Source organism: Micromonospora sp. NBC_01638, from assembly GCF_045209745.1.
Classification (GTDB): Bacteria; Actinomycetota; Actinomycetes; order Mycobacteriales; family Micromonosporaceae; genus Micromonospora.
This window is the reverse complement of sequence record NZ_CP109273.1, coordinates 1,257,200-1,276,219: the sequence shown is the minus strand read 5'-3', so window position 1 is coordinate 1,276,219 and position 19,020 is coordinate 1,257,200. Positions and strand designations below refer to the sequence as shown.

The following is a 19,020-nucleotide window of genomic DNA, read 5'->3' as shown; positions in this document are numbered from 1 at the left end:
GATGGTCCCCCGTGGATCACCGTTCCGTCAGCCGCCCCGAGGCCCGGCGGCGTTGGGTCGGCGCCGTTGCCGGCCCGAACGCCGCTGTGGAAGGGGGCGTCGCCTCGGTCAGCCGTCCCGTCGCCTCGATCAGCCAGGAGAGGGTGTCCGAAACGCTAAGTGCCGCCGTGCATAGCCACTCGAACACTACTTTATAGCGATTTAGCGCGATTGCCTCGGTCGACATGACGTCGGTGAAGCCACCTTCGATGGCCAATGTCTCCGGATCGAGGGGATCGGCGAACCGGTAGACCGAGAACGCGGTCGGCGGAAGGTACCAATTGCCTACCTGGGTGTCCCGGAGCAGCACGTGCAGGCTCACGTTGGGCAGCAGGGCCAGCTCGCAGAGCTGGAGCAACTGCTCGTGCAGCACCTCGGGTGGCCCGGCCCGGCGGCCGAGGGCCGCCTCCTCCAGCACGGCGGTGTAGCGGGGCGCGTGCGGCTCCCGGGTCAACAGCGACTGGCGGGCCAGCCGCGCCTGCACCTCGGTCTCCGGCTCGTCGTCGGGCTCCGGCTCGCCCGCGCCCTCGCCCACCTGCCGGGCCGAGACGATCCGGACCTGGGCGTACCCGGGGGTCTGCAACAGGCCGGGAACCAGCACCGGGTTGTACTCGGAGATCTCCGCGCAGCCCGCCTCCAACTCGGCCCAGCTGCGCTGCTGCTGCGTCATCACCGGGAAGTTCTTCAACCAGCCGCGCATGTCGCCGGCCTCGCGGGTGATGCCGAGCAGTTCGTCCTGCACGGCCTTGTCGGCGCCGTAGAGATCGAGCAGATCGCCGACGTCCTGCGGGTCCGGTCGGCTGCGGCCATTCTCCAAACGGGACAGCTTGGACGCGGAGGCCCATCCGATACGCTCGATGACCTGGTCGCCCGTGAGGCCCGCGGCCTCGCGCAGGCGGCGCAGCTCGACGCCCAACCGGCGACGACGCAGGATCGGGCTGGGTGCGGCAGGAGGCACAGTGTCCTCTTTCCCGTCGACCGACGCAGACGCGACGGTAACTGTATGAAATTCGCCCCCCACGGTCAGTATGGACGGCGCGACCGGTGTCGGAGGTTCCGGCGGGGGCGTGTCTTGCGAAAAATGGACCACGGGTACGCCGGACGATGACGGACCCACGGTCGCGGCCTCGTCGACCCCGCCCACCTGGGCACGCCATCCCGCCGGAGGGACCCCATGCGCACCGTCCTGCGCCGACCCGACTTCCGCCTGCTCTTCGGCGGCCTGTTGGCCAGCATGACCGCCGAGTCGATCCTGCTGCTCGCGCTCGCCATCTGGGTCAAGGATCTGACCGGCTCGAACGGGTTGGCCGGTGCCACGATCTTCGCCGTCATCGCGCCGATGACCCTGGCACCGCTGGTCGGCTGGTTCGTCGACCGGTATCCGCGCCGGCCGTTCTTCGTGGCCGCGAACGTGGTCACCGCGGCCCTGCTCACCCCGCTGTTCACCGTCCGGGACGCGGGCGACGTCTGGATCGTCTACCTGGTGGCCGCACTGTACGGATTGTCGTCCATCACGCTCGGCGCGGCGCTCAGTGGGCTCATTCGGGAGTTGGTGCCGGTCGAGCTGCTGGCCGAGGCGAACGGCCTGCTGCAGACCGTACGCCAGGGGATGCGGCTGATCGGCCCGCTGGCCGGCGCGGCGCTCTACGCGGCGCTCGGCGGGTGGGCGCTGGCCGGGATCGGCATGGTCGGATTTCTGACCGCGGCGGCGGTGGTGGCCGTGCTGCCCACCCCGCAACCGGTGCCGCCGGCCGTGCGGCTGCGCTGGCCAGCCGAGCTGGGCGCCGGTCTGCGGCACCTGGCCGGCGAGCCCGCGCTGCGTCGGGCCCTGCTCGGCTACGGGCTCGGGTCGCTGGTGATGGGCTTCAGCGAGTCGCTCATCTTCGCCTACGTCGACCAGGGGCTGAGCCGGGATGCCGCGTTCGTGGGGGTGCTGGTCACCGTGCAGGGAGTCGGCGGGCTGCTTGGCGGGCTCTGCTCACCGACGCTGGTCCGCCGGCTCGGGGAGGTCGGCACCATGGCCGCCGGGGTCGCCTTCTTCTCCCCGGCCGCGCTCGCGCTCGCGTACCCCGATCTCCGGCTCGGGTTCGCGGCGGTGCTGCTGGCCGGAGTCTCGCTCCCGCTGACGACGGTGGGCCTGCACACGCTGATCCAGCGTCGGACCCCGTCCGCGCTGGTCGGCCGGGTCGCCGCGGCCACCCAGGCGGTGGTCAGCGGGCCGCAGGCGTTCTCCATCGGGGCAGGCGCCCTGCTGGTCGGCTTCCTGGACTATCGGGTGCTGTTCGCGCTGGTCGGGGTGGCCACCCTGGCTGCTGGCAGCTATCTCTGGCGGGGCCGGCACCTGAGCGCGCCGTCCGTCGCCCGCCCGCCCACGCCGCCGACCCGCCCGAGGATCCCGGCACCCCGGCGACCGGCCGAGGAGGCTGACCGGCCTGTGGCGACCGGCACCCACCGGCCGCCGCCACGGTGACCGATTCCGGACACGACGAGCGGCCGCCCCGGGTGGGGCGGCCGCTCGTCGACAGTGCTCCGGCGATCAGGCGCTGAGGGTCTCCAGGTGCTGCTTGACCTGGGTGATCGAGGGATTCGTCAGGGCGCTGCCGTCGGCGAAGCGCAGCGTCGGCACCGTCTGGTTGCCGCCGTTGACGGTCATCACGAACTCCGCGGCCTTCGGGTCCTGCTCGATGTCGACCACCTCGTACCCGATGCCCTCCCGGTCGAGCTGCGACTTCAGCCGGTGGCAGTAGCCGCACCAGGGGGTGGAATACATCGTCAGCATGGTCGGATCCTCCAACTCCTCCGGCCGCGGCTTGCGGATCAAGCCGAGGCTGTTCGCTGCAACGCTCGGGGGAGCTGAGATGATTCCTGGTTGTGGTGGTTCACTCAGGGTCGGAAAAGGTGCTCGCCGGGCTGGACCCGGAGCAACGCTCCGCGGTGACCGCACCCGCCGGCCCGGTGTGCATCCTGGCCGGCGCCGGCACCGGCAAGACCCGGGCGATCACTTCCCGGATCGCCCACCGGGCGCTCTCCGGTGAGATCTCCCCCCGGCACGTGCTCGCGGTCACCTTCACCGCCCGGGCGGCTGCCGAGATGCGGAGCCGGCTCACCGTGCTCGGGGTTGGCGGTGTGCAGGCGCGCACGTTCCACGCGGCGGCGCTGCGCCAGGTGCGGTACTTCGCGCCCCGGCTGCTGGCCGGCCGGGCCATGCCCGAACTGCTGGACAGCAAGGTGCGGCTGGTCACGCTCGCCGCCGCCCGGGTCGGCCTGCGCACCGACCGGGCCGCCGCGCGGGACCTGGCCGGTGAGATCGAATGGGCCAAGTCGTCGCTGGTCGAGCCATCGGAGTACGTGGTGTCGGCGGCCCGGGCGTTGCGCGACACACCGCACGAGCCGGCGAAGGTGGCCGAGGTGTTCACCGCGTACGAGCAGGTCAAGCGCTCGAACGGCGTGATCGACTTCGAGGACATGCTGCGCGCCGCGGTGTGGGGCATCGAGGAGCACTCGGACGTCGGCGAGCAGGTCCGTGGCCAGTACCGGCATTTCGTGGTCGACGAGTACCAGGACGTCAACCCCCTCCAGCAGCGGTTGCTGGACGCCTGGCTGGGCGGCCGCAACGACCTGACTGTGGTCGGCGACGCCAGCCAGACGATCTACTCGTTCACCGGGGCGACCTCGGCGTACCTGGTCGACTTTCCCCGCCGGCACCGGAACGCGACAGTGGTCCGGCTGGTCCGCGACTACCGCTCCACCCCGCAGGTGGTCGGGCTGGCCAACGCGGTGATCTCTCAGGCCCGGGGCACCGAGGCGCGCCTGCGGCTGGAGTTGAGCGGGCAGCGCCCACCCGGCCCCGAGCCGGACCTGCGGATCTTCACCGACGAGCCGGCCGAGGCGAACGCGGTGGCCGCGCGCTGCCGATCGCTGATCGACGCGGGCACGCCGGCGAAGGAGATCGCCGTGCTGTTCCGGATCAACGCGCAGTCCGAGGCGTACGAGAAGGCGCTCACCGAGGCCGCGGTGCCGTACGTCGTGCAGGGCGCGGAGCGGTTCTTCGAGCGGACCGAGGTGCGCCAGGCGATGGTCGCGTTACGCGCCGCCACCCGATCGATCCCCGGGGAGACGCCACTGCCGGTCGCCGTCGTCGAGGCGCTCACCGCGGTCGGCTGGGCCCCGGACGCGCCCCCGGCCGGTGGCGCCGCCCGCGAGCGGTGGGAGGCGCTGTCCGCGCTGGTCCAGCTCTCCGAGGAGTACGCGGCCACCCCGGAAATGGTGCCGATCGGCGAGGCCGCGTCCGTGGAACGCCCCGTCACCCTCTCCGACTTCACCGAGGAACTTGCCCGTCGGGCCGCCCAGCAGCACGTACCGACGGTGGACGGGGTGACCCTCGCCTCGCTGCACTCGGCCAAGGGGCTGGAGTGGGACGCCGTCTTCCTGGTCGGACTCGCCGAGGGCACCCTGCCCACCACGTACGCCAAGACCGTCGAGCAGGTCGAGGAGGAGCGCCGCCTGCTCTACGTCGGGATCACCCGTGCGCGGCAGTGGCTCTGGCTGTCGTACGCCGCAGCACGCTCGCCGGGCGGACGGGCCCGGCGGCCGTCGCGGTTCCTGCCCCAACTGGACCGTTCCGGCGGCGCCGAACGGGCGACCGGCGGCGCCGGTCCGGCGGCCAAACGCCCCGAGCGACGTCGAACCCAGATCGTCTCCTGCCGGATCTGCGGCGCCACCCTGCTCGCTGGCCCGGACCGCAAGCTCGGCCGCTGCCCCACCTGCCCATCCGACATCGACGAGGAGCTGCACGAACGGCTGAGCGAGTGGCGGCGGCGGGTGGCCGGGGCGCAAAAGGTCCCGGCGTACGTCGTCTTCACCGATGCGACGCTGATCGCGCTGGCCGAGCGGCGCCCCGGCCGGCCCGAGGAGTTGATCGCCATCGCCGGTATCGGCCCCCGCAAACTGGGCCTCTACGGGGAATCCGTGCTGGCGCTGGTGGGGGGCGCGGGGGTGGACGATGTCTGCCCGGAGAAAACTTTCGAAATCTCGTCGTAAATTCGTTTGCCCTCGCCCCGGCGTGAGGAATAGCCTCAGGACACACCACGCGAGCGGCGCCATTCCGGCTGCTCACATGGTTGGTCCAGTCGATTCGAGGAACGTGAGGGAGGTGGCACCCGTGGAGATCTTCACCTGTGAGCGTCTGGCGGCGATGCCGTCTGTCCACGCTCCGCTGTCGACTGTCCGGGTGGCCCTTGCGGCTGCACGACCGTCGGTTCCGCAGGTGCACCAGGTTCAGGCCGAGCTGAACCCGACTGTCGCACCCACCGGAGTCGAGGGGACCAGTGGCTTCACGGGCATGGCCATCCAGGGCGCCAAGAAGCGCACGGATGTCCGCGGCGTTCCACCTCGAGGTAGACCGGTCTGACCAACAGACACCGGCTCACCTTGAGGCCGCGGAACCCGCTTACCGGGATCCGCGGCCTTAGTTTTTTTGCCCCGCCGTAAGTACGTCGGAATGCGATCCACGAGATCGAAGTGAGAGAGAGGTGACCGGGAGATGAGTCTGGCGTTGGCCCCCCTCGACGTGAGCGTCGAGATGGAGGCGAACCTGCCCTGCCGGAAGTTCGACCCCGACCTGTGGTTCTCCGACTCGCCTGCCGAGCTCGAGCTGGCCAAGTCGCTCTGCGGGGACTGCCCGCTGCGCGTCGAGTGCCTGGCCGGGGCGGTGGAGCGAGCGGAGCCGTGGGGCGTCTGGGGCGGCGAGATCTTCGAGCGTGGCGCGGTTGTTCCGCGTAAGCGGCCCCGTGGCCGTCCGCGTAAGGAAGACGTCGCTCGTGACGTCGAGCTTCGGGTCGAGGCCGAGGCGCGTCTGGCGGCCAGTGGGCTGTCCGAGGTGCGTGGCGCGGTCCGGCTGGCAGCCTGACATGTTCCCGACCCGTACCAACTACGCCGGTGACACACCGGCAGTGAGTGAGAAAACGATGTTGAACGTCCCGTCTGGAGCCTTCGAGATGCAACTACTCCACCAAGCGTTGTCCCGGGCTCGAATGCGCCGGCCTCAGGCCGGTCGCACCACCACGAGCACTGAGGCAACCCGTTCCGCCCGTACCGTCGCCATGAACAGCCGCAACCAGGCGGCTCGCGAACTGGGCGTTCTCTAGTACCACCCCATGCAGAAGGGCGGGTGCCGACCGGCACCCGCCCTTCTTGGCGTCGTCAGGCGACCGGGGCGAAGCCGGGCAGCCAGCGCTCCAGGATGCTGCGATACGGCGCCTTCGCCTCCAACTGGCAGAGCACCCCGATCGACCCGAGCGTCACCCGGTGGATCAGCAGGTACGACGGCGGCAGGTTGAGCTGCCTGCTCAGCTGGTACGTGGGGGAGCGGGGGCTCGCCAGCCGGCCCGCCTCCGCCCTCAGCCAGGCCCGGGTGAACCGGAAGCCGTCTGCCGCGATGGGCTCCAGCATCGGACGGATGAAGTCGAGCACCCCCTCGGCGTCGATCTCCTCGGCGGAGCCGATGAACCCCTCTGACCGCAGCCCCGCCACCACCTCGTCGGCGTCGCCGCGCAGGGCCATCGCGGCGATGCGACCGATCGGCGCCGGCGTGCCCTCCGGCATCCGGGCCACCGCACCGAAATCGATCACCCCGAGTCGGCCGTCGGGCAGCAGCCGGAAGTTTCCCGGGTGCGGGTCGGCGTGCAGCAGCCCGGCCCGCTGTGGCGCGGAGAGGTGGAGGGTGGCCATCAACCGGCCCGCCTCGTCCCGATCCTCCTCGGTGCCCTCGCGGATGATGTCGGCCAGCGGGGTGCCTGTCACCCATTCGGTGACCAGCACCCGGGGCGCCGCGTTGACCACCTCCGGGATGTAGATCTCCGGATCGCCGGCGTACGCGGCCGCGAAGGCACGCTGCGACTCGGCCTCCAGCTCGTAGTCCAGTTCCTCGGTGATCCGCTCGCGCAACTCGACCAGGAGCGGCTTGACGTCCAGACCGGGCTGGATGGCCCGGAACATCCCGCCGAGGCGGGAGAGCTGCTTGAGATCGCTGAGCAGCGCGTCGCCGGCGCCCGGATACTGGATCTTGACGGCCACGTCGCGGCTGTTCGGCGCGCCCGATTCGTTGAACCCCGGCTCCCGCCACCGTGCCCGGTGCACCTGGCCGATGCTGGCGGCGGCGGCCGGGGTGTCGTTGAACTCGACGAACCGGTCCCGCCAGTCAGGGCCGAGCTGCTCGGCCAGCACCTTGTGCACGCTGGCGGCCGGCAGCGGTGGCGCCGCCTCCTGGAGCTTCGTGAGCGCCTGCCGGTACGGTGCGGCGATCTCCTCCGGCAACGCCGCCTCGAAGACCGACAGCGCCTGGCCGAACTTCATCGCCCCGCCCTTGAGCTGGCCCAGCACGCTGAACAGCTGCTCGGCGGTGCGCTGCTGGATCTCTGCGGAGATCACGTCGGAGGCGAGCCCGGTGACGCGCTTTCCCATGCCGAGAACGGTCCGGCCGGCGAAGCCGAGCGGTAGGGCGGCGAGCTTGGCGGTGCGGGACACGGCGCGGCGCGGGATGTCGGTCACCCGGTCATTGTTACCGACCGAAGGGCTCCGCTGCTGCTCTGCGGCCGGGCTGGTGCGGACGCTCGGCCCTGCGAACACCCACACGCCGGGTGTGGCGGCCAGCCCCGACGACGAAAACGGCCCGCACAGGTGATCTCCATGGCTCCGCCCAGCGTCTCCGGCTGACCGCCGTCGAGCTGCGTCAGTGCCTCGGCCAGCGCGTACCCGGTGGCTGCGAGCAGTGTGCCGGTCGCACCGGCGGCCACCGGGTCGGCGGCGGCGAGTTGGGCGGCGAGCCGCGGCCAGTCCGGGTCGCGGTCGGCCCGGTGCAGCTCGACGCAGTGCAGGCAGGGTCCGGCGGGCGGGCGGACCAGCGGCCCGATGACCGGTACGCCCTCGCGCAGGGTGATCAGCAGATGCGGCTGCCGGCGCTGGGCGAGACCGGCGGCGAGCAGCGCGGGCGGTCGGTCGGTGCCGAGCTGGATCACCAGGTCCACCCGGCCGGCCCGGCCCGGGTGGGTGCCGGTGCCCGGCGCGACGCGCTTGACGGCGGCCCGCACCGCCGGTGCGAGCGGGTGGCCCAGCTCGGTGGCGGGGATGCCCGTGCCAACCAGGTCGACGGCACGCACCGGGCCGGTGAGCTGGGGGATGACCTGCCCGACGCCGGACTGGGCCAACGCCACCGCCAGCGGCCCGCCGAGCGGCCCGCCGCCGGTGAGCAGGACTCGGGCGGCCCGCCGCCGCCGCAGAACCTGCGCGGGGGTGCCGGGCAGTCGAGCACCGGCCAGGGCCAGCGCGCCGGCCTCCGCCGCGAGCCGGGCACGGACCGGGCCAGCCAGGTCGCGGGGGAGCAGGCTGTGCGCGGGCACCAGCAGGCCGGCCGTACGCAGGGCGTCGAGCAGAGTACGTGCATCGTCGGCAGCGACCCGGGCGGTGGCCGCCTGGGCCAGCACGGCCCGCTCGCTGCGGGTGCCGTCGAGCAGGTCGAGCAGATGGGCGGCGCGCGGGTTGGCCAACTCCAGCAGCACGGCGGGCCCGGGACCGACGCCGAGTTGGAGGGTGTGCCGATCTCGCCAGAGCCGGTTGAGGCCGGGTAGCAGCGTGGGGCGGGGCAGTACGGTGCGGCTCATGGTTACGAATCGTGACCACAACTTCGCGTTCGGTCGATCGTTGTCCACAGGCGGCCGGGGCCCTGTCCAGGGTTGTCCACAGGATTCGGCGGGTTTTCCACAGCCTGCCGGTGCGGGTGTCGGTCACCCGACAAACCGTCGACCGCCCGCCCCGATGTCCCTGAACGGCAACGGGGCGGGATGGCCACGGCCACCCCGCCCCCGCCACCCGTACGGGTCAGACCTTGGCCTTGCCCAGGATGCGGTTCACTGTTGTTCCGCATACCGGACACTTGCCCTTGGCCATGTTCATTCCGGTCTTCGAAACCTCGACGTGCCCCTCGAAGTCCCGCTTCTCCTTGCACTTCACGCAGTAACCGTTGTAGGTCGTCTGGGCCTGGTCGGCCACGGTGCCCTCCTCGTCTCGTCCGCCGGTCGATGCCGTCCCGGCGGGGGCCCGGCGGCGGGCCACACGGGGCACCGGCGCTGGGTCTCACTCCACGGCCACCTGCGTGACCGCTGGTTCGCGGACCCTACCCAGGTCTGGGTAGTTCCATGTCAGCTGTGCATCGACACTGTGAGCAAGTCGACGTCGAGAGTGTGCACGGCGAAATAGGTCGGATAAGTCAGTTTGGCGGGGACACGCCGACCAAAGCCCCACAGCCACCCGTGCGGGTGCCCCCGCGGCAGCACCGGGACGGTGATCACCTACGGTGGAGAGGTGCCGCGTACGCGCGCCATCGGTGTTCACGAAGGGTGACGAGATGGCGTGATGGCGTTGCGGTCAAGAAATTTTCGGGACGCCTGGCGACCAATCACCATTTTCTGGGCGCGTGTCGTGCGGTTGACTCTTGCGGACCCCTGCTCAGTGGGCATTAGCTTTCCTTCGTGACACGTAGCCGAGGCTGCGCGGGCCAGTGATGGCGGGGACGCGCAAGCCGGTCGTCGAGGTACGGCGCAGCCAGCGCCGACGACGCACGGTGTCTGCCTACCGTGACGGTGAGCGAGTTGTCGTCCTCATCCCCGACCAGTTCTCCCGTGCCGAGGAGAGCGAGTGGGTCGACCGGATGCTCGCCCGACTCGCCGCCCGGGAGGGGCGACTCGCCCGCTCCGACGCCGAGCTGCTGGCCCGAGCCACCCGGCTCATCGACCTCTACCTCCCCGGGTACGCCACGAAGGCGGTGCCGGCCAGCGTCCGATGGGTCACCAACCAGAACGGCCGGTGGGGCTCCTGCACGCCCGCCGACCGCAGCATCCGGATCTCGCACCGTGTTCAGGAGATGCCCGACTGGGTGATCGACTACGTGCTGCTGCACGAGTTGGCGCACCTCATCGTGCCCAGCCACAACGCCCAGTTCTGGGCGTTGGTCGGCCGCTACCCCAAGGCGGAACGCGCCCGCGGCTACCTCGAAGGCGTTGCGGCCGCCTCCGGTGCCCCACTCCCCAGCTGACCCCGGCCGATGCCCGCCCGGCCCGGGTGGTCCGCGCCGATCACGGCGCGGGCTCGGCGGGGTCGGGTCGAGGTCGGGGTGCGCGCTAGGGTCGGGGTGTGGCACGACGGATGGTGGTGGCGTTGCTCGGGCCGGTCCACTGGTCGCCGCCCGGCGTCAACCGGGCGGAGTGGCGGGCGGCTCTCGCAGAAGACGTCATCGACCTGCTCGCCACACTCAACGAGGTGGAGGTCGCGGTCGCGGTGACCCCGGCCGATCGTGCTCTGGCCGACGCCCTGGTATGGCCCGGAACGGCCGTGTACGAGGTGGCCGAGCCGACGCCGAACGCCGTGTTCGCCGCGTTGGAGGGCTACGACCAGGCTGCGGTGCTGGTCGGCGACGTGCCTGACCTGCCCGCACTGACCGTCGGCAAGCTGCTGCGCCCGCTCACCACCCGACCGGTCGCGGTGGCTCCGGTAGATGGCGGCCCGGGCCTGCTCGGGGTGGCTGTGCGACTGCCCGTGCCGGGCTGGTTACCTCCGCTGGACCTGGACACGGCGACGCCGGCTGACGCGCGTTCCGGCGCCCCTCGACCAGGGGACGTGGCGGTGACCACCGGCTGGCGAAGGCTGCGCGGCCCGGCTGACCTGGCGACGCTGGACCCGGCCTTCGAGGGGTGGGAAGCGACCCGCGCCCTTCTTTCGGGCTCGGGCCGACCCGCCTGAGCGGCGAGCCCGCCTGACCAGCCAGCCCTGTCTGACGAGGGCCACCTGCGCTCCGGGTGCCCGCCGTCGTTCAGTGCGGGCACCCCCGGGCGCTGCGTTGGTGTCAGGGCTTGGCGCCGCCCTCGCCGTCGGTCTCGTCGGGCTGGCCCGGGGCCTTCTCCTGGGCACCGCCGGGAGCGCTGAAGTCGAAGCTGTCCAGCTCGCTCAGGTCCATGTCGTTCATTGCGAAGGCGACCGGGTCGGCGAAGTCGTCGTCCGACGGGAGCAGGTCCGGATGGCCCCAGACGGCGTCGCGGCCTTCGATGCCGCGGTGCTCGGTGAGCGCGGCCCAGAGCGCTGCGGCCTCGCGCAGTCGGCGCGGGCGCAGCTCCAGGCCGACCAGCGCGGCGAAGGTCTGCTCGGCGGGACCGCCGGCCGCCCGGCGGCGGCGGAACGCCTCGCCCAACCGGACGACGTTGGGCAGCCGGTCGCTGGCGGCGTTGTCCACGACGTGGCACACCCAGCCCTCGACCAGGGCGAGTGCGGTCTCCAGTCGGGCCAGCGAGGCCTTCTGCGCCGGGCTGTCCTCCGGGGTGAAGATGCCCTCCAGGGCGATCGCCTGCATCGACTCCGGGTCGCTCGGGTCGACTCGGCCCATCGCCTCCTCGATCGCATCCCGGTTGACCCGGATGCCCGACGCGTACATCTCGACCGCGGTGAGCACATGCCCACGCAGCCACGGGACGTGCTGGAACAGCCGCTGGTGGGCGGCCTCGCGCAGCGCCACGTAGAGGCGGACCTCATCCTCGGGAAGCTCGAGGCCCTCGCCGTACGCCCGGATGTTGGCCGGGATCAGCGCGGCCGTGCCGGCCGGGCCGAGCGGCAGCCCGATGTCGCCGGCGGAGAGCACCTCCGCGGCGAGCGACCCGAGGGCCTGGCCCAGCTGACCGCCGAAGAGCGCGCCACCGAGGGTGGCCACCATCGACTGCATCGGGCCGAGTTGGGCGCGCGCCTCCGGCGGCACCAGGTCGCCCATCGCGCCGACCATCCGGCTGGCGATCGGGTCGCAGAGCTTGCGCCACACGTCCAGCGTCTTGAAGATCCACTCATTGCGGTTCCAGGCGACCGGGGACTGGATGCCCGACGGCCACGCCGAGGCCGGCTCCAGCCACAGGTCGGCCAGGCGCAGCGCCTCCTCGACCGCGTTGCGCTCATACGGTGACACCGCCGGGTCGCCGGCGGCCGCGAGCTGGCTGGCTGCCACCTGCCGGGCCAGGTCCCAGTTGACCGGCCCGCTGCCCGGTGCGGAGAGCAGATGCTGCAACTGCGACATGAACTGCTGCATCTGCGCGGGATCGTTGGGGTCTGGTGGCTGCCCACCCGGAAGCGCGAAACCGAACGGAATATCAGGCACGACGTCTACGGTACGCGGGACGCGCCCCAGGTCGCCGCCGCTGGCGTTGCGCTGAGGGCGAAGTCGCGCGGCGCATCCGGCAGGAGACACCCAGCCGGTCGGTACGCTCTGCGGCATGAGACGTCGTGGCCTGACGGTCCTGCTCGGTGCCCTGTTCACCGCCCTGCTGAGCATCGGGGTGCTCCGGGTGCCGATCCCGTACGTGGTGCTCGGTCCGGGTCCGACGGTCAACACCCTCGGTACGGCCGACGGGAAGGAGGTCATCCAGGTCTCCGGACGGGAGACCTCGACCTCCGCCGGCCAGTTGCGGCTGACCACGGTAGGGGTGCAGCCCACGGTGCGGCTGCGTGGGGCGATCGCGGGCTGGTTCTCCGACGATGAGGCGGTGGTGCCGCGTGAGCTGGTCTACCCGCCCGGAGAGTCGACGCAGCAGGTCGAGCAGCGCAACGCGGAGGACTTCAAGGCGTCGCAGACCAGCGCGGAGACCGCCGCGCTGCGGGAGCTGGGCTTTCCGGTGCAGGTGGTGATCAAGACGGTGGCCGGGGATGGTCCGGCCGCCGGGGCGCTGAAGGCTGGCGACGTGATCACCTCGGTCGACGGTCAGCCGGTGCCGGCGGCCGCGAAGGTCACCGAGCTCATCCGGGCCAAGCCGGTCGGCACGGCGTTGGCCATCGGCTACACCCGAGACGGCGTGCCGGCCACCGCGACGGTGACAAGCCGGGAGCAGGACGGCCGACCGCGGATCGGCGTCGAGATCGATCAGCAGCAGCCGCACCCGTTCACGCTCGGCATCGACCTGGAGGACATCGGTGGGCCGAGCGCCGGCCTGATGTTCGCCCTGGGGATCGTGGACAAACTGACCCCGGCCGACCTCACCGGCGGCCTCGTCATCGCCGGCACCGGCACCATCGACGACGAGGGCACCGTCGGCCCGATCGGCGGGATCGCCCAGAAGCTGGTCGGCGCGAAGCGCGCCGGCGCCAAGGTCTTCCTGGTGCCGGCGGACAACTGCGCCGAGGCGGTCCGCAACCCGCAGCCCGACCTGCCGCTGTTGCGGGTGGGTTCGTTGGACGAGGCGATGACTGCTCTGGAGAGGGTGCGCGAGGGCGGCCAGCCGGTTCGCTGCTGACTGGTGTGACCGTGCCCCGACACATTTAGAAACACCCCGTACTCTTGGGTGCCTGGTCGGAGCCGATCATATCGAGCGTGCGGAGCCAACAGTGGTAATGCGTAGCAACAGCCCCCTTCCGAGGATGAGCCGGCGCGGGCGCGTCACCATCGCTGTCCTGGTCGGGGTGTTCGTGCTCTTCACCCTGCTCGGCTGGGGTGTCCAGGCGTGGACCGACTGGCTGTGGTTCGACGAGGTTCGCTACACCGAGGTCTTCACCGGTGTCCTGCTCACCCGGCTGGTGCTCTTCCTCGCCGTCGGTCTCGGCATGGCGGTGATCGTCGGTGGCAACCTGTGGCTGGCTTACCGGTTGCGCCCGCGGCTGCGTCCGCACTCGGTGGAGCAGGCGACCCTGGAGCGCTACCGGATGGCGCTCGGCCCGCGACTCGGCACCTGGATCTTGCTGACCGCCGCGGTGGTCGGGCTCTTCGCCGGCCTCTCCGCGCAGAACCGGTGGAACCAGTGGCTGCTCTTCCGCAACGGCGGTGACTTCGGGATCAAGGACCCGGAGTTCGGGGTGGACATCGGCTTCTACGTCTTCCAACTGCCGTTCTGGCGTTACCTGCTCGGGGTCGCCTTCACCGCGGTGGTGCTGGCGGTGATCGGTGCGCTCGCGGTGCACTACCTCTTCGGCGGGGTTCGCCTGCAGGGCATCGGGGACCGGATGAGCAACGCGGCCCGAGCGCACCTGAGCAGCCTGGTCGCGGTCTTCGTGCTGTTGAAGGCCATGGCGTACGTGCTGGACCGGCGCGCGATGTTGCTGGAGTACAACGAGGGCGCCAAGTTGTACGGCGCCGGCTACGCCGACGTCAACGCGCTGCTGCCGGCGAAGGAGATCCTGGCCTACATCTCGATCGTGGTGGCGATCGCGATCATCGTGTTCTCCAACGCCTGGATGCGGAACCTGGTCTGGCCGGGGATCTCGCTGGCACTGCTCGGCGTGTCCGCGGTGGCCATCGGCGGCATCTACCCCTGGGCGGTGCAGACCTTCGAGGTCAAGCCGAGCGCCAAGGACAAGGAAGCGCCGTACATCCAACGCAGCATCGACGCGACGCGTGCGGCGTTCGGGTTGGCGGCCACCGAGACGACCCCGTACGCGGCGAACAACCTCACCCCACCAGCGAACCTGGCCACCGACACCTCGGTGGTGTCGAACGTACGGCTGCTCGACCCGCAGCTGGTCAGCGAGACGTACACCCAGCTCCAGCAGGTGCGTGGCTTCTACGACTTCGGCCCCAAGCTCGACATCGACCGGTACGGGGTGAACGGGAACGTCTCCGACTACGTGGTCGGCGTCCGGGAGATCAACTATGGCGAGCTGACCGACCAGCAGAACACCTGGATCAACCGGCACACCGTCTACACCCACGGGTTCGGGCTGGTGGCCGCCCCGGCCAACCAGGTGGTCTGCGGCGGGCAGCCGTTCTTCGTCTCCGGCTTCCTCGGCGAGAAGACCCAGGAGGCGTGCTCCTCGCAGACCGAGCAGATCCCGGCCAAGCAGCCGCGCATCTACTACGGCGAGCGGATGGCAGCGGACGACTACGCGATCGTCGGTCAGGCCGACCCGAACAAGAAGGCCGAGTTCGACCGGCCGGTCGGTGAGGGTGGCGGCGAGTCCTACACCTACACCGGTGAGGGGGGCGTCGAGATCGGCTCCTTCGCCCGGCGGCTGCTGTACGCCATCAAGGAGCAGGAGTCGAACTTCCTGCTCTCCGAGGCGGTCAACAAGGACTCCAAGCTGCTGTACGTGCGCAACCCACGGGACCGGGTGGAGAAGGTCGCGCCGTTCCTCACCCTGGACGGCGACCCGTACCCGGCGGTCGTCGACGGTCGGGTGCAGTGGATCGTCGACGGCTACACCACGGCGGCCACCTACCCGTACGCCGAGCGGGTCAACCTGCAGACCGAGACCACCGACGAGCTGACCAACCGGGGCACCTTCCAGTTGGCCCGGGAGAACGTCAACTACATGCGCAACTCGGTGAAGGCCACCGTCGACGCGTACGACGGCACCGTGAAGCTCTACGAGTACGACGACACCGACCCGGTGCTCAAGGCGTGGAACAAGGCATTCGGCGGCACCCTGATCCTGCCGAAGGCGGATATTCCGGGCGAGCTGACCGAGCACCTGCGCTACCCGGCGGACATGTTCAAGGTGCAGCGCAACCTGCTGACCAAGTTCCACGTGACCGACCCGGGTGACTTCTACTCCGCACAGGACTTCTGGCAGGTGCCCAACGTGCCGGACGCTCCGGACAGCGGCCAGAAGCAGCCTCCGTACTACCTGTTCACCCAGTTCCCGGGGCAGGAGAGCCCTCGGTTCCAGCTCACCTCCGCGGTCACCCCCAACGGTCGGCAGAACCTCGCCGCGTTGATCTCCGGGTCCTACATCGACGGGAAGCCCCGGCTGGAGGTGCTGGATTTGCCGGATCAGACCCGGATCTCCGGCCCCGTGCAGGTGCACCAGCAGATGACCAACAACGCCAACATCCGCCAGCAGCTCAACCTGCTCTCCAGCAACCAGGCGCAGGTGCAGTACGGCAACCTGCTGTCGTTGCCCTTCGCCGACGGGATGCTCTACGTCGAGCCGGTCTACGTGAAGAGCAACCAGCAGGACGCGTACCCGCTGTTGCAGAAGGTGCTGCTCTCCTACGGCGACGGTGGCTCCTTCGTGGCGCTCGCCGACAACATCAACGACGGCATCAAGCAGTTGGTCGAGCAGGGTAAGCGGGCCGGGCAGGGCACGTCGCCGCCTCCGACCACCGGGGGCAACCCGACGACCCCGACGACCCCGCCGACGCCGACGCCGAGCGCCGGCACCGGCAACCCGCCGCCGACCGGTGAACTGGCCATCGCCGCGGACCGGGTGCAGACCGCGATCGTCGAGGTCCGGGCCGCGCAGACGTCCGGCGACTTCGAGCGGTACGGTCGCGCGCTCAAGGCGCTGGATGAGGCCCTCACCGCGTTCCAGCAGGCGCAGCAGGCCGGCAACCCAGCCGGTACGCCCAGCGGTGGCCCGTCGCCGAGTGTCAGCCCGAGCGCTGGAGGCTGACCCGCCACCGCCGGGAGTTCAGCTCGGAGCCCCCGTCGTTGGACCAACCGGTCCTGATGGCGGGGGCTCCGCTGTGTCCGGGGTGTGTGCTGGCCTCGGGGGAGTACGGGGACGAGTCGGTGCTGTTCGAGATGCGGGCCCCGTACCCGGACGGGATGGGCACTGGCTCAACTGACAGCGGTCCAGGTCAGGGGTGTCGGCGGCAGCGGTACTGGAGTCGCTTTGCGGCGCCCCACGTCGGTGCGCTAGGGTTAACCAGTCGACGCGGGGTGGAGCAGCTCGGTAGCTCGCTGGGCTCATAACCCAGAGGTCGCAGGTTCAAATCCTGTCCCCGCTACGAGAGAAACATCAGTTCGAAAAGCCCGCCTCCGGTTTTCCGGAGGCGGGCTTTTCGACGTTGTCGGGTACGGGCGTTGGCGAGGTTTGGTGCAACGCCGTTGCCACGGTGGATCGGCAGCGCGCACGCACGGACGCACCTGGTGTTGCCACGCCGATCCCCGCCCTAACGCAACGGTGTTGAGGTTTGGTGACCCCACTGATCATGCCCGAACGGGATGGGTTAGTCTTAACCAGTCGACGCGGGGTGGAGCAGCTCGGTAGCTCGCTGGGCTCATAACCCAGAGGTCGCAGGTTCAAATCCTGTCCCCGCTACAACTGGAAGTGGTAAAGCCCGGCCCCCCACAATGTGGGGGGCCGGGCCTTTTTGCTGCCCAGCCGGACGAGGGACCACGGAGGGGCCGGCGCCTCGGCGGTCACCCGGATGTGGACCACCATGCCGAGGTTGCGCCCTTCGGCGAGGATGGGCACATGTCTTCATTCGGTAAGTGGTGGGGCCGCCTCAGCGCGGTCCTCGGTGCGGTCGTACTGGCGGTCTTCGTGCCTGTCGCAGCATGGGCGTCCACGGGTACCGGCGAACTCGTGGTGGAGGCGGCCCGGCGGCGAGGCCGCAGCGGCTTCGGTGTCCTCCCGCTGCTCTGCTGCCTGGTGGTGGTCGCGATCATCGTGTTCCTGGTGCTGCGCCTGATGCGCAACCGCCGGGGCGGCCCGCCGCGCTGACCCGACAAGCCCCGTCCCACGCGGCCGGTCACCGGCGGCCGGCCGACGGCCGGCAGCCGGTGATCACTCCGCCAGGGCGGCGTTGGCCTGGGCGACGAAACGCGTGCTGGCCGCCCGGGTGCCGGCCCGCTTGACGCGGATGCTCTCCGCGGTGGTGACCAGCAGGGTGCGTACCTTGGCGTGCCCCTTCGGCGGTGGCGCCGGGGCCGGCCCGAGCTGGTCGGCGATGCTGGCGCTGAACGCGGCGGCGCGCTGCTGGGCCGGGTCGGTGATGCTGCCCTCGGTGTAGCGGCGGACCGGGACGCTGACGTTCAGACCGCGCTCGTGGCCGAGGGCGGTGCCGGCCTCGCCGTTCGTGGTCAGAAAATTGATCACGTCGGTGACGGTGTCCGGGTGGCGAGTGCCACGGAAGGCGGCCCAGTACATCGACGCCCGCGCCCACTGCGCGCCGGCCGGCCCTGGGAAGCCGGTCACACCCAGCTCGTCCTCGGTGAGCCGCTGCAGCTCCGGTAGCTGATGGGACCAGGCGAAGGACGTGGCGGTCAACCCGGTCACCACCGGTTGCCGGGCCAGTTCCCCGCTGTCGGCCTGCTCGACCAGCGCCGCGCCCGGTGTGGCCCGCCCCCTGCGGGCACGCTGCCACAACTCGAACCACGCGACCAGTTCCTCCGCACCGAAACCGAGCTGGCTGCCCCGGTAGAACTCGCCGCCCTGCGACCGCAGCCAGAGCCAGAGCGCCCGGTAGTCGCTGGACGCGTCCATGGTGCCGGCCACCTGACCGTCGCTGGCCTCGGTGACCTGTTCCGCCCAGGAGACGTACTCGGGCCAGGTCATTCCTCCGCGGGGCTCCGGCACGCGCAGCTCCTGCAGCAGGCTCCGGTTGAAGACCACGCTCGCGTGGGTCTGCCCGGCGGCCACCGCCATCATTCGCCCCTCCACCGTGCCGTAGCGGATCAGACCCTCCGGCAGGCCCCGCAGATCCAGGCGGTGGTCGGCGACCCGGTCGGTGAGGTCGAGGATGATCTGGCGCTGGGCGTACTCGGTCAGCTTGGCGTCGTCGATCTGGACCAGGTCAGGCACGTTCCCGCCGGCCGCCTGGGTGGCCAGCCGGTCGTAGTAGCCGTCAGCACCCTGCCAGGTGACCCGGAAGGTGACCCGGGGATTGCGATCCGAGTAGAGCCGCAGCGCCTTCTCGGTGAGCTCGGCCCGCTTGGTGCCGCCCCACCAGAAGACCGACAGCTCGACCGGCCCGTCCTGGGTTGATGTGGCGGAATTGTCGCTGCATCCCGCCAGCCCACCGGACGCGAGCAGGGGTGCACCGAGCAGCACACCGAGCAGTCGGCGCCGGCCCGGGTCGGCGCCGAGGCGGTCGATCGGGGGTCGAACAACGGACACGGGGGTCTCCTGGACCTGCGGGGGCGACGGTCGGACCATTCACGCAGGCAGCGCACGAAGGTGTCAACGTCCGTCCGGTCACCTCCGGCGTGGGTGGCCGCATCGGGCCTTCCGATGTCGCGTGGT

At 70.8% G+C, this 19,020-nt stretch carries 16 protein-coding genes and 2 tRNA genes; 11 read left to right on the top strand and 7 right to left on the bottom strand.

Annotation, left to right across the window (positions count from 1 at the left end):
• Nucleotides 1-16: 16 nt before the first annotated feature.
• Nucleotides 17-997: a helix-turn-helix domain-containing protein gene (locus OG811_RS05925; RefSeq protein WP_406072691.1), complete on the bottom strand. Its 981-nt coding sequence runs from the start codon at nt 995-997 to the stop codon at nt 17-19.
• Between the two features lie 216 nt (nt 998-1,213).
• On the opposite strand from OG811_RS05925, the gene OG811_RS05920 reads away from it, so the two are divergent.
• Nucleotides 1,214-2,509: an MFS transporter gene (locus OG811_RS05920; RefSeq protein ID WP_406072690.1), complete on the top strand. Its 1,296-nt coding sequence runs from the start codon at nt 1,214-1,216 to the stop codon at nt 2,507-2,509.
• Nucleotides 2,510-2,575: 66 nt separating this feature from the next.
• Here the strand turns inward: OG811_RS05920 and OG811_RS05915 are convergent, their stop codons facing one another.
• Nucleotides 2,576-2,818, bottom strand: coding sequence for a mycoredoxin (locus OG811_RS05915; RefSeq protein ID WP_406075556.1), 243 nt, complete (start codon nt 2,816-2,818; stop codon nt 2,576-2,578).
• Nucleotides 2,819-2,910: 92 nt separating this feature from the next.
• Between OG811_RS05915 and OG811_RS05910 the strand changes: the two genes are divergently transcribed.
• From OG811_RS05910 to OG811_RS05900, 3 genes are all read left to right on the top strand, one after another.
• Complete coding sequence (locus OG811_RS05910; RefSeq protein ID WP_406072689.1) at nt 2,911-5,079, top strand: ATP-dependent DNA helicase UvrD2; 2,169 nt, start codon at nt 2,911-2,913, stop codon at nt 5,077-5,079.
• Between the two features lie 154 nt (nt 5,080-5,233).
• Complete coding sequence (locus OG811_RS05905; protein WP_406075554.1) at nt 5,234-5,449, top strand: hypothetical protein; 216 nt, start codon at nt 5,234-5,236, stop codon at nt 5,447-5,449.
• Nucleotides 5,450-5,581: 132 nt separating this feature from the next.
• Nucleotides 5,582-5,947 (top strand): WhiB family transcriptional regulator, encoded by a 366-nt coding sequence (locus tag OG811_RS05900; RefSeq protein ID WP_406072688.1) that lies wholly within the window; start codon nt 5,582-5,584, stop codon nt 5,945-5,947.
• Between the two features lie 293 nt (nt 5,948-6,240).
• Here the strand turns inward: OG811_RS05900 and OG811_RS05895 are convergent, their stop codons facing one another.
• From OG811_RS05895 to OG811_RS05885, 3 genes are all read right to left on the bottom strand, one after another.
• On the bottom strand, nt 6,241-7,587 hold the full coding sequence (locus OG811_RS05895; RefSeq protein ID WP_406072687.1) for an ABC1 kinase family protein: 1,347 nt from the start codon (nt 7,585-7,587) through the stop codon (nt 6,241-6,243).
• A complete protein-coding gene (locus OG811_RS05890) occupies nt 7,584-8,696 on the bottom strand; it encodes a hypothetical protein (RefSeq protein ID WP_406072686.1) in 1,113 nt (370 codons plus the stop codon). The genes OG811_RS05895 and OG811_RS05890 overlap by 4 nt, the downstream gene beginning before the upstream one ends.
• A gap of 217 nt (nt 8,697-8,913) precedes the next feature.
• Entirely contained in the window at nt 8,914-9,084 is a 171-nt protein-coding gene (locus tag OG811_RS05885) for a DUF5679 domain-containing protein (RefSeq protein ID WP_167457767.1), read from the bottom strand.
• A 511-nt stretch (nt 9,085-9,595) separates the two neighbouring features.
• On the opposite strand from OG811_RS05885, the gene OG811_RS05880 reads away from it, so the two are divergent.
• Both OG811_RS05880 and OG811_RS05875 read left to right on the top strand, forming a co-directional pair.
• A complete protein-coding gene (locus tag OG811_RS05880) occupies nt 9,596-10,126 on the top strand; it encodes a M48 family metallopeptidase (protein ID WP_406072685.1) in 531 nt (176 codons plus the stop codon).
• 98 nt (nt 10,127-10,224) lie between these two features.
• On the top strand, nt 10,225-10,830 hold the full coding sequence (locus OG811_RS05875; protein ID WP_406072684.1) for a hypothetical protein: 606 nt from the start codon (nt 10,225-10,227) through the stop codon (nt 10,828-10,830).
• A 103-nt stretch (nt 10,831-10,933) separates the two neighbouring features.
• Here the strand turns inward: OG811_RS05875 and OG811_RS05870 are convergent, their stop codons facing one another.
• Nucleotides 10,934-12,154 (bottom strand): zinc-dependent metalloprotease, encoded by a 1,221-nt coding sequence (locus OG811_RS05870; protein WP_406075553.1) that lies wholly within the window; start codon nt 12,152-12,154, stop codon nt 10,934-10,936.
• Nucleotides 12,155-12,338: 184 nt separating this feature from the next.
• Here OG811_RS05870 and OG811_RS05865 point away from each other — a divergent pair, with 184 nt between their 5' ends.
• From OG811_RS05865 to OG811_RS05845, 5 genes are all read left to right on the top strand, one after another.
• The gene (locus OG811_RS05865; protein WP_406072683.1) at nt 12,339-13,352 is read left to right on the top strand and encodes a PDZ domain-containing protein; all 1,014 of its coding nucleotides are present in this window, start codon (nt 12,339-12,341) and stop codon (nt 13,350-13,352) included.
• Between the two features lie 97 nt (nt 13,353-13,449).
• The gene (locus OG811_RS05860; RefSeq protein WP_406075551.1) at nt 13,450-16,443 is read left to right on the top strand and encodes a UPF0182 family protein; all 2,994 of its coding nucleotides are present in this window, start codon (nt 13,450-13,452) and stop codon (nt 16,441-16,443) included.
• 263 nt (nt 16,444-16,706) lie between these two features.
• Nucleotides 16,707-16,780: transfer RNA gene (locus OG811_RS05855), tRNA-Met, on the top strand.
• Nucleotides 16,781-17,020: 240 nt separating this feature from the next.
• Nucleotides 17,021-17,094: transfer RNA gene (locus OG811_RS05850), tRNA-Met, on the top strand.
• 156 nt (nt 17,095-17,250) lie between these two features.
• Nucleotides 17,251-17,499 carry a hypothetical protein gene (locus OG811_RS05845; protein ID WP_406072682.1) on the top strand — a complete coding sequence of 83 codons (249 nt, stop codon included), beginning with the start codon at nt 17,251-17,253 and terminating at the stop codon, nt 17,497-17,499.
• A gap of 63 nt (nt 17,500-17,562) precedes the next feature.
• Here OG811_RS05845 and OG811_RS05840 read toward each other — a convergent pair whose 3' ends face one another.
• Nucleotides 17,563-18,894, bottom strand: a complete 1,332-nt coding sequence (locus OG811_RS05840) for an ABC transporter substrate-binding protein (protein ID WP_406072681.1) — start codon at nt 18,892-18,894, stop codon at nt 17,563-17,565.
• Nucleotides 18,895-19,020 lie beyond the last annotated feature (126 nt).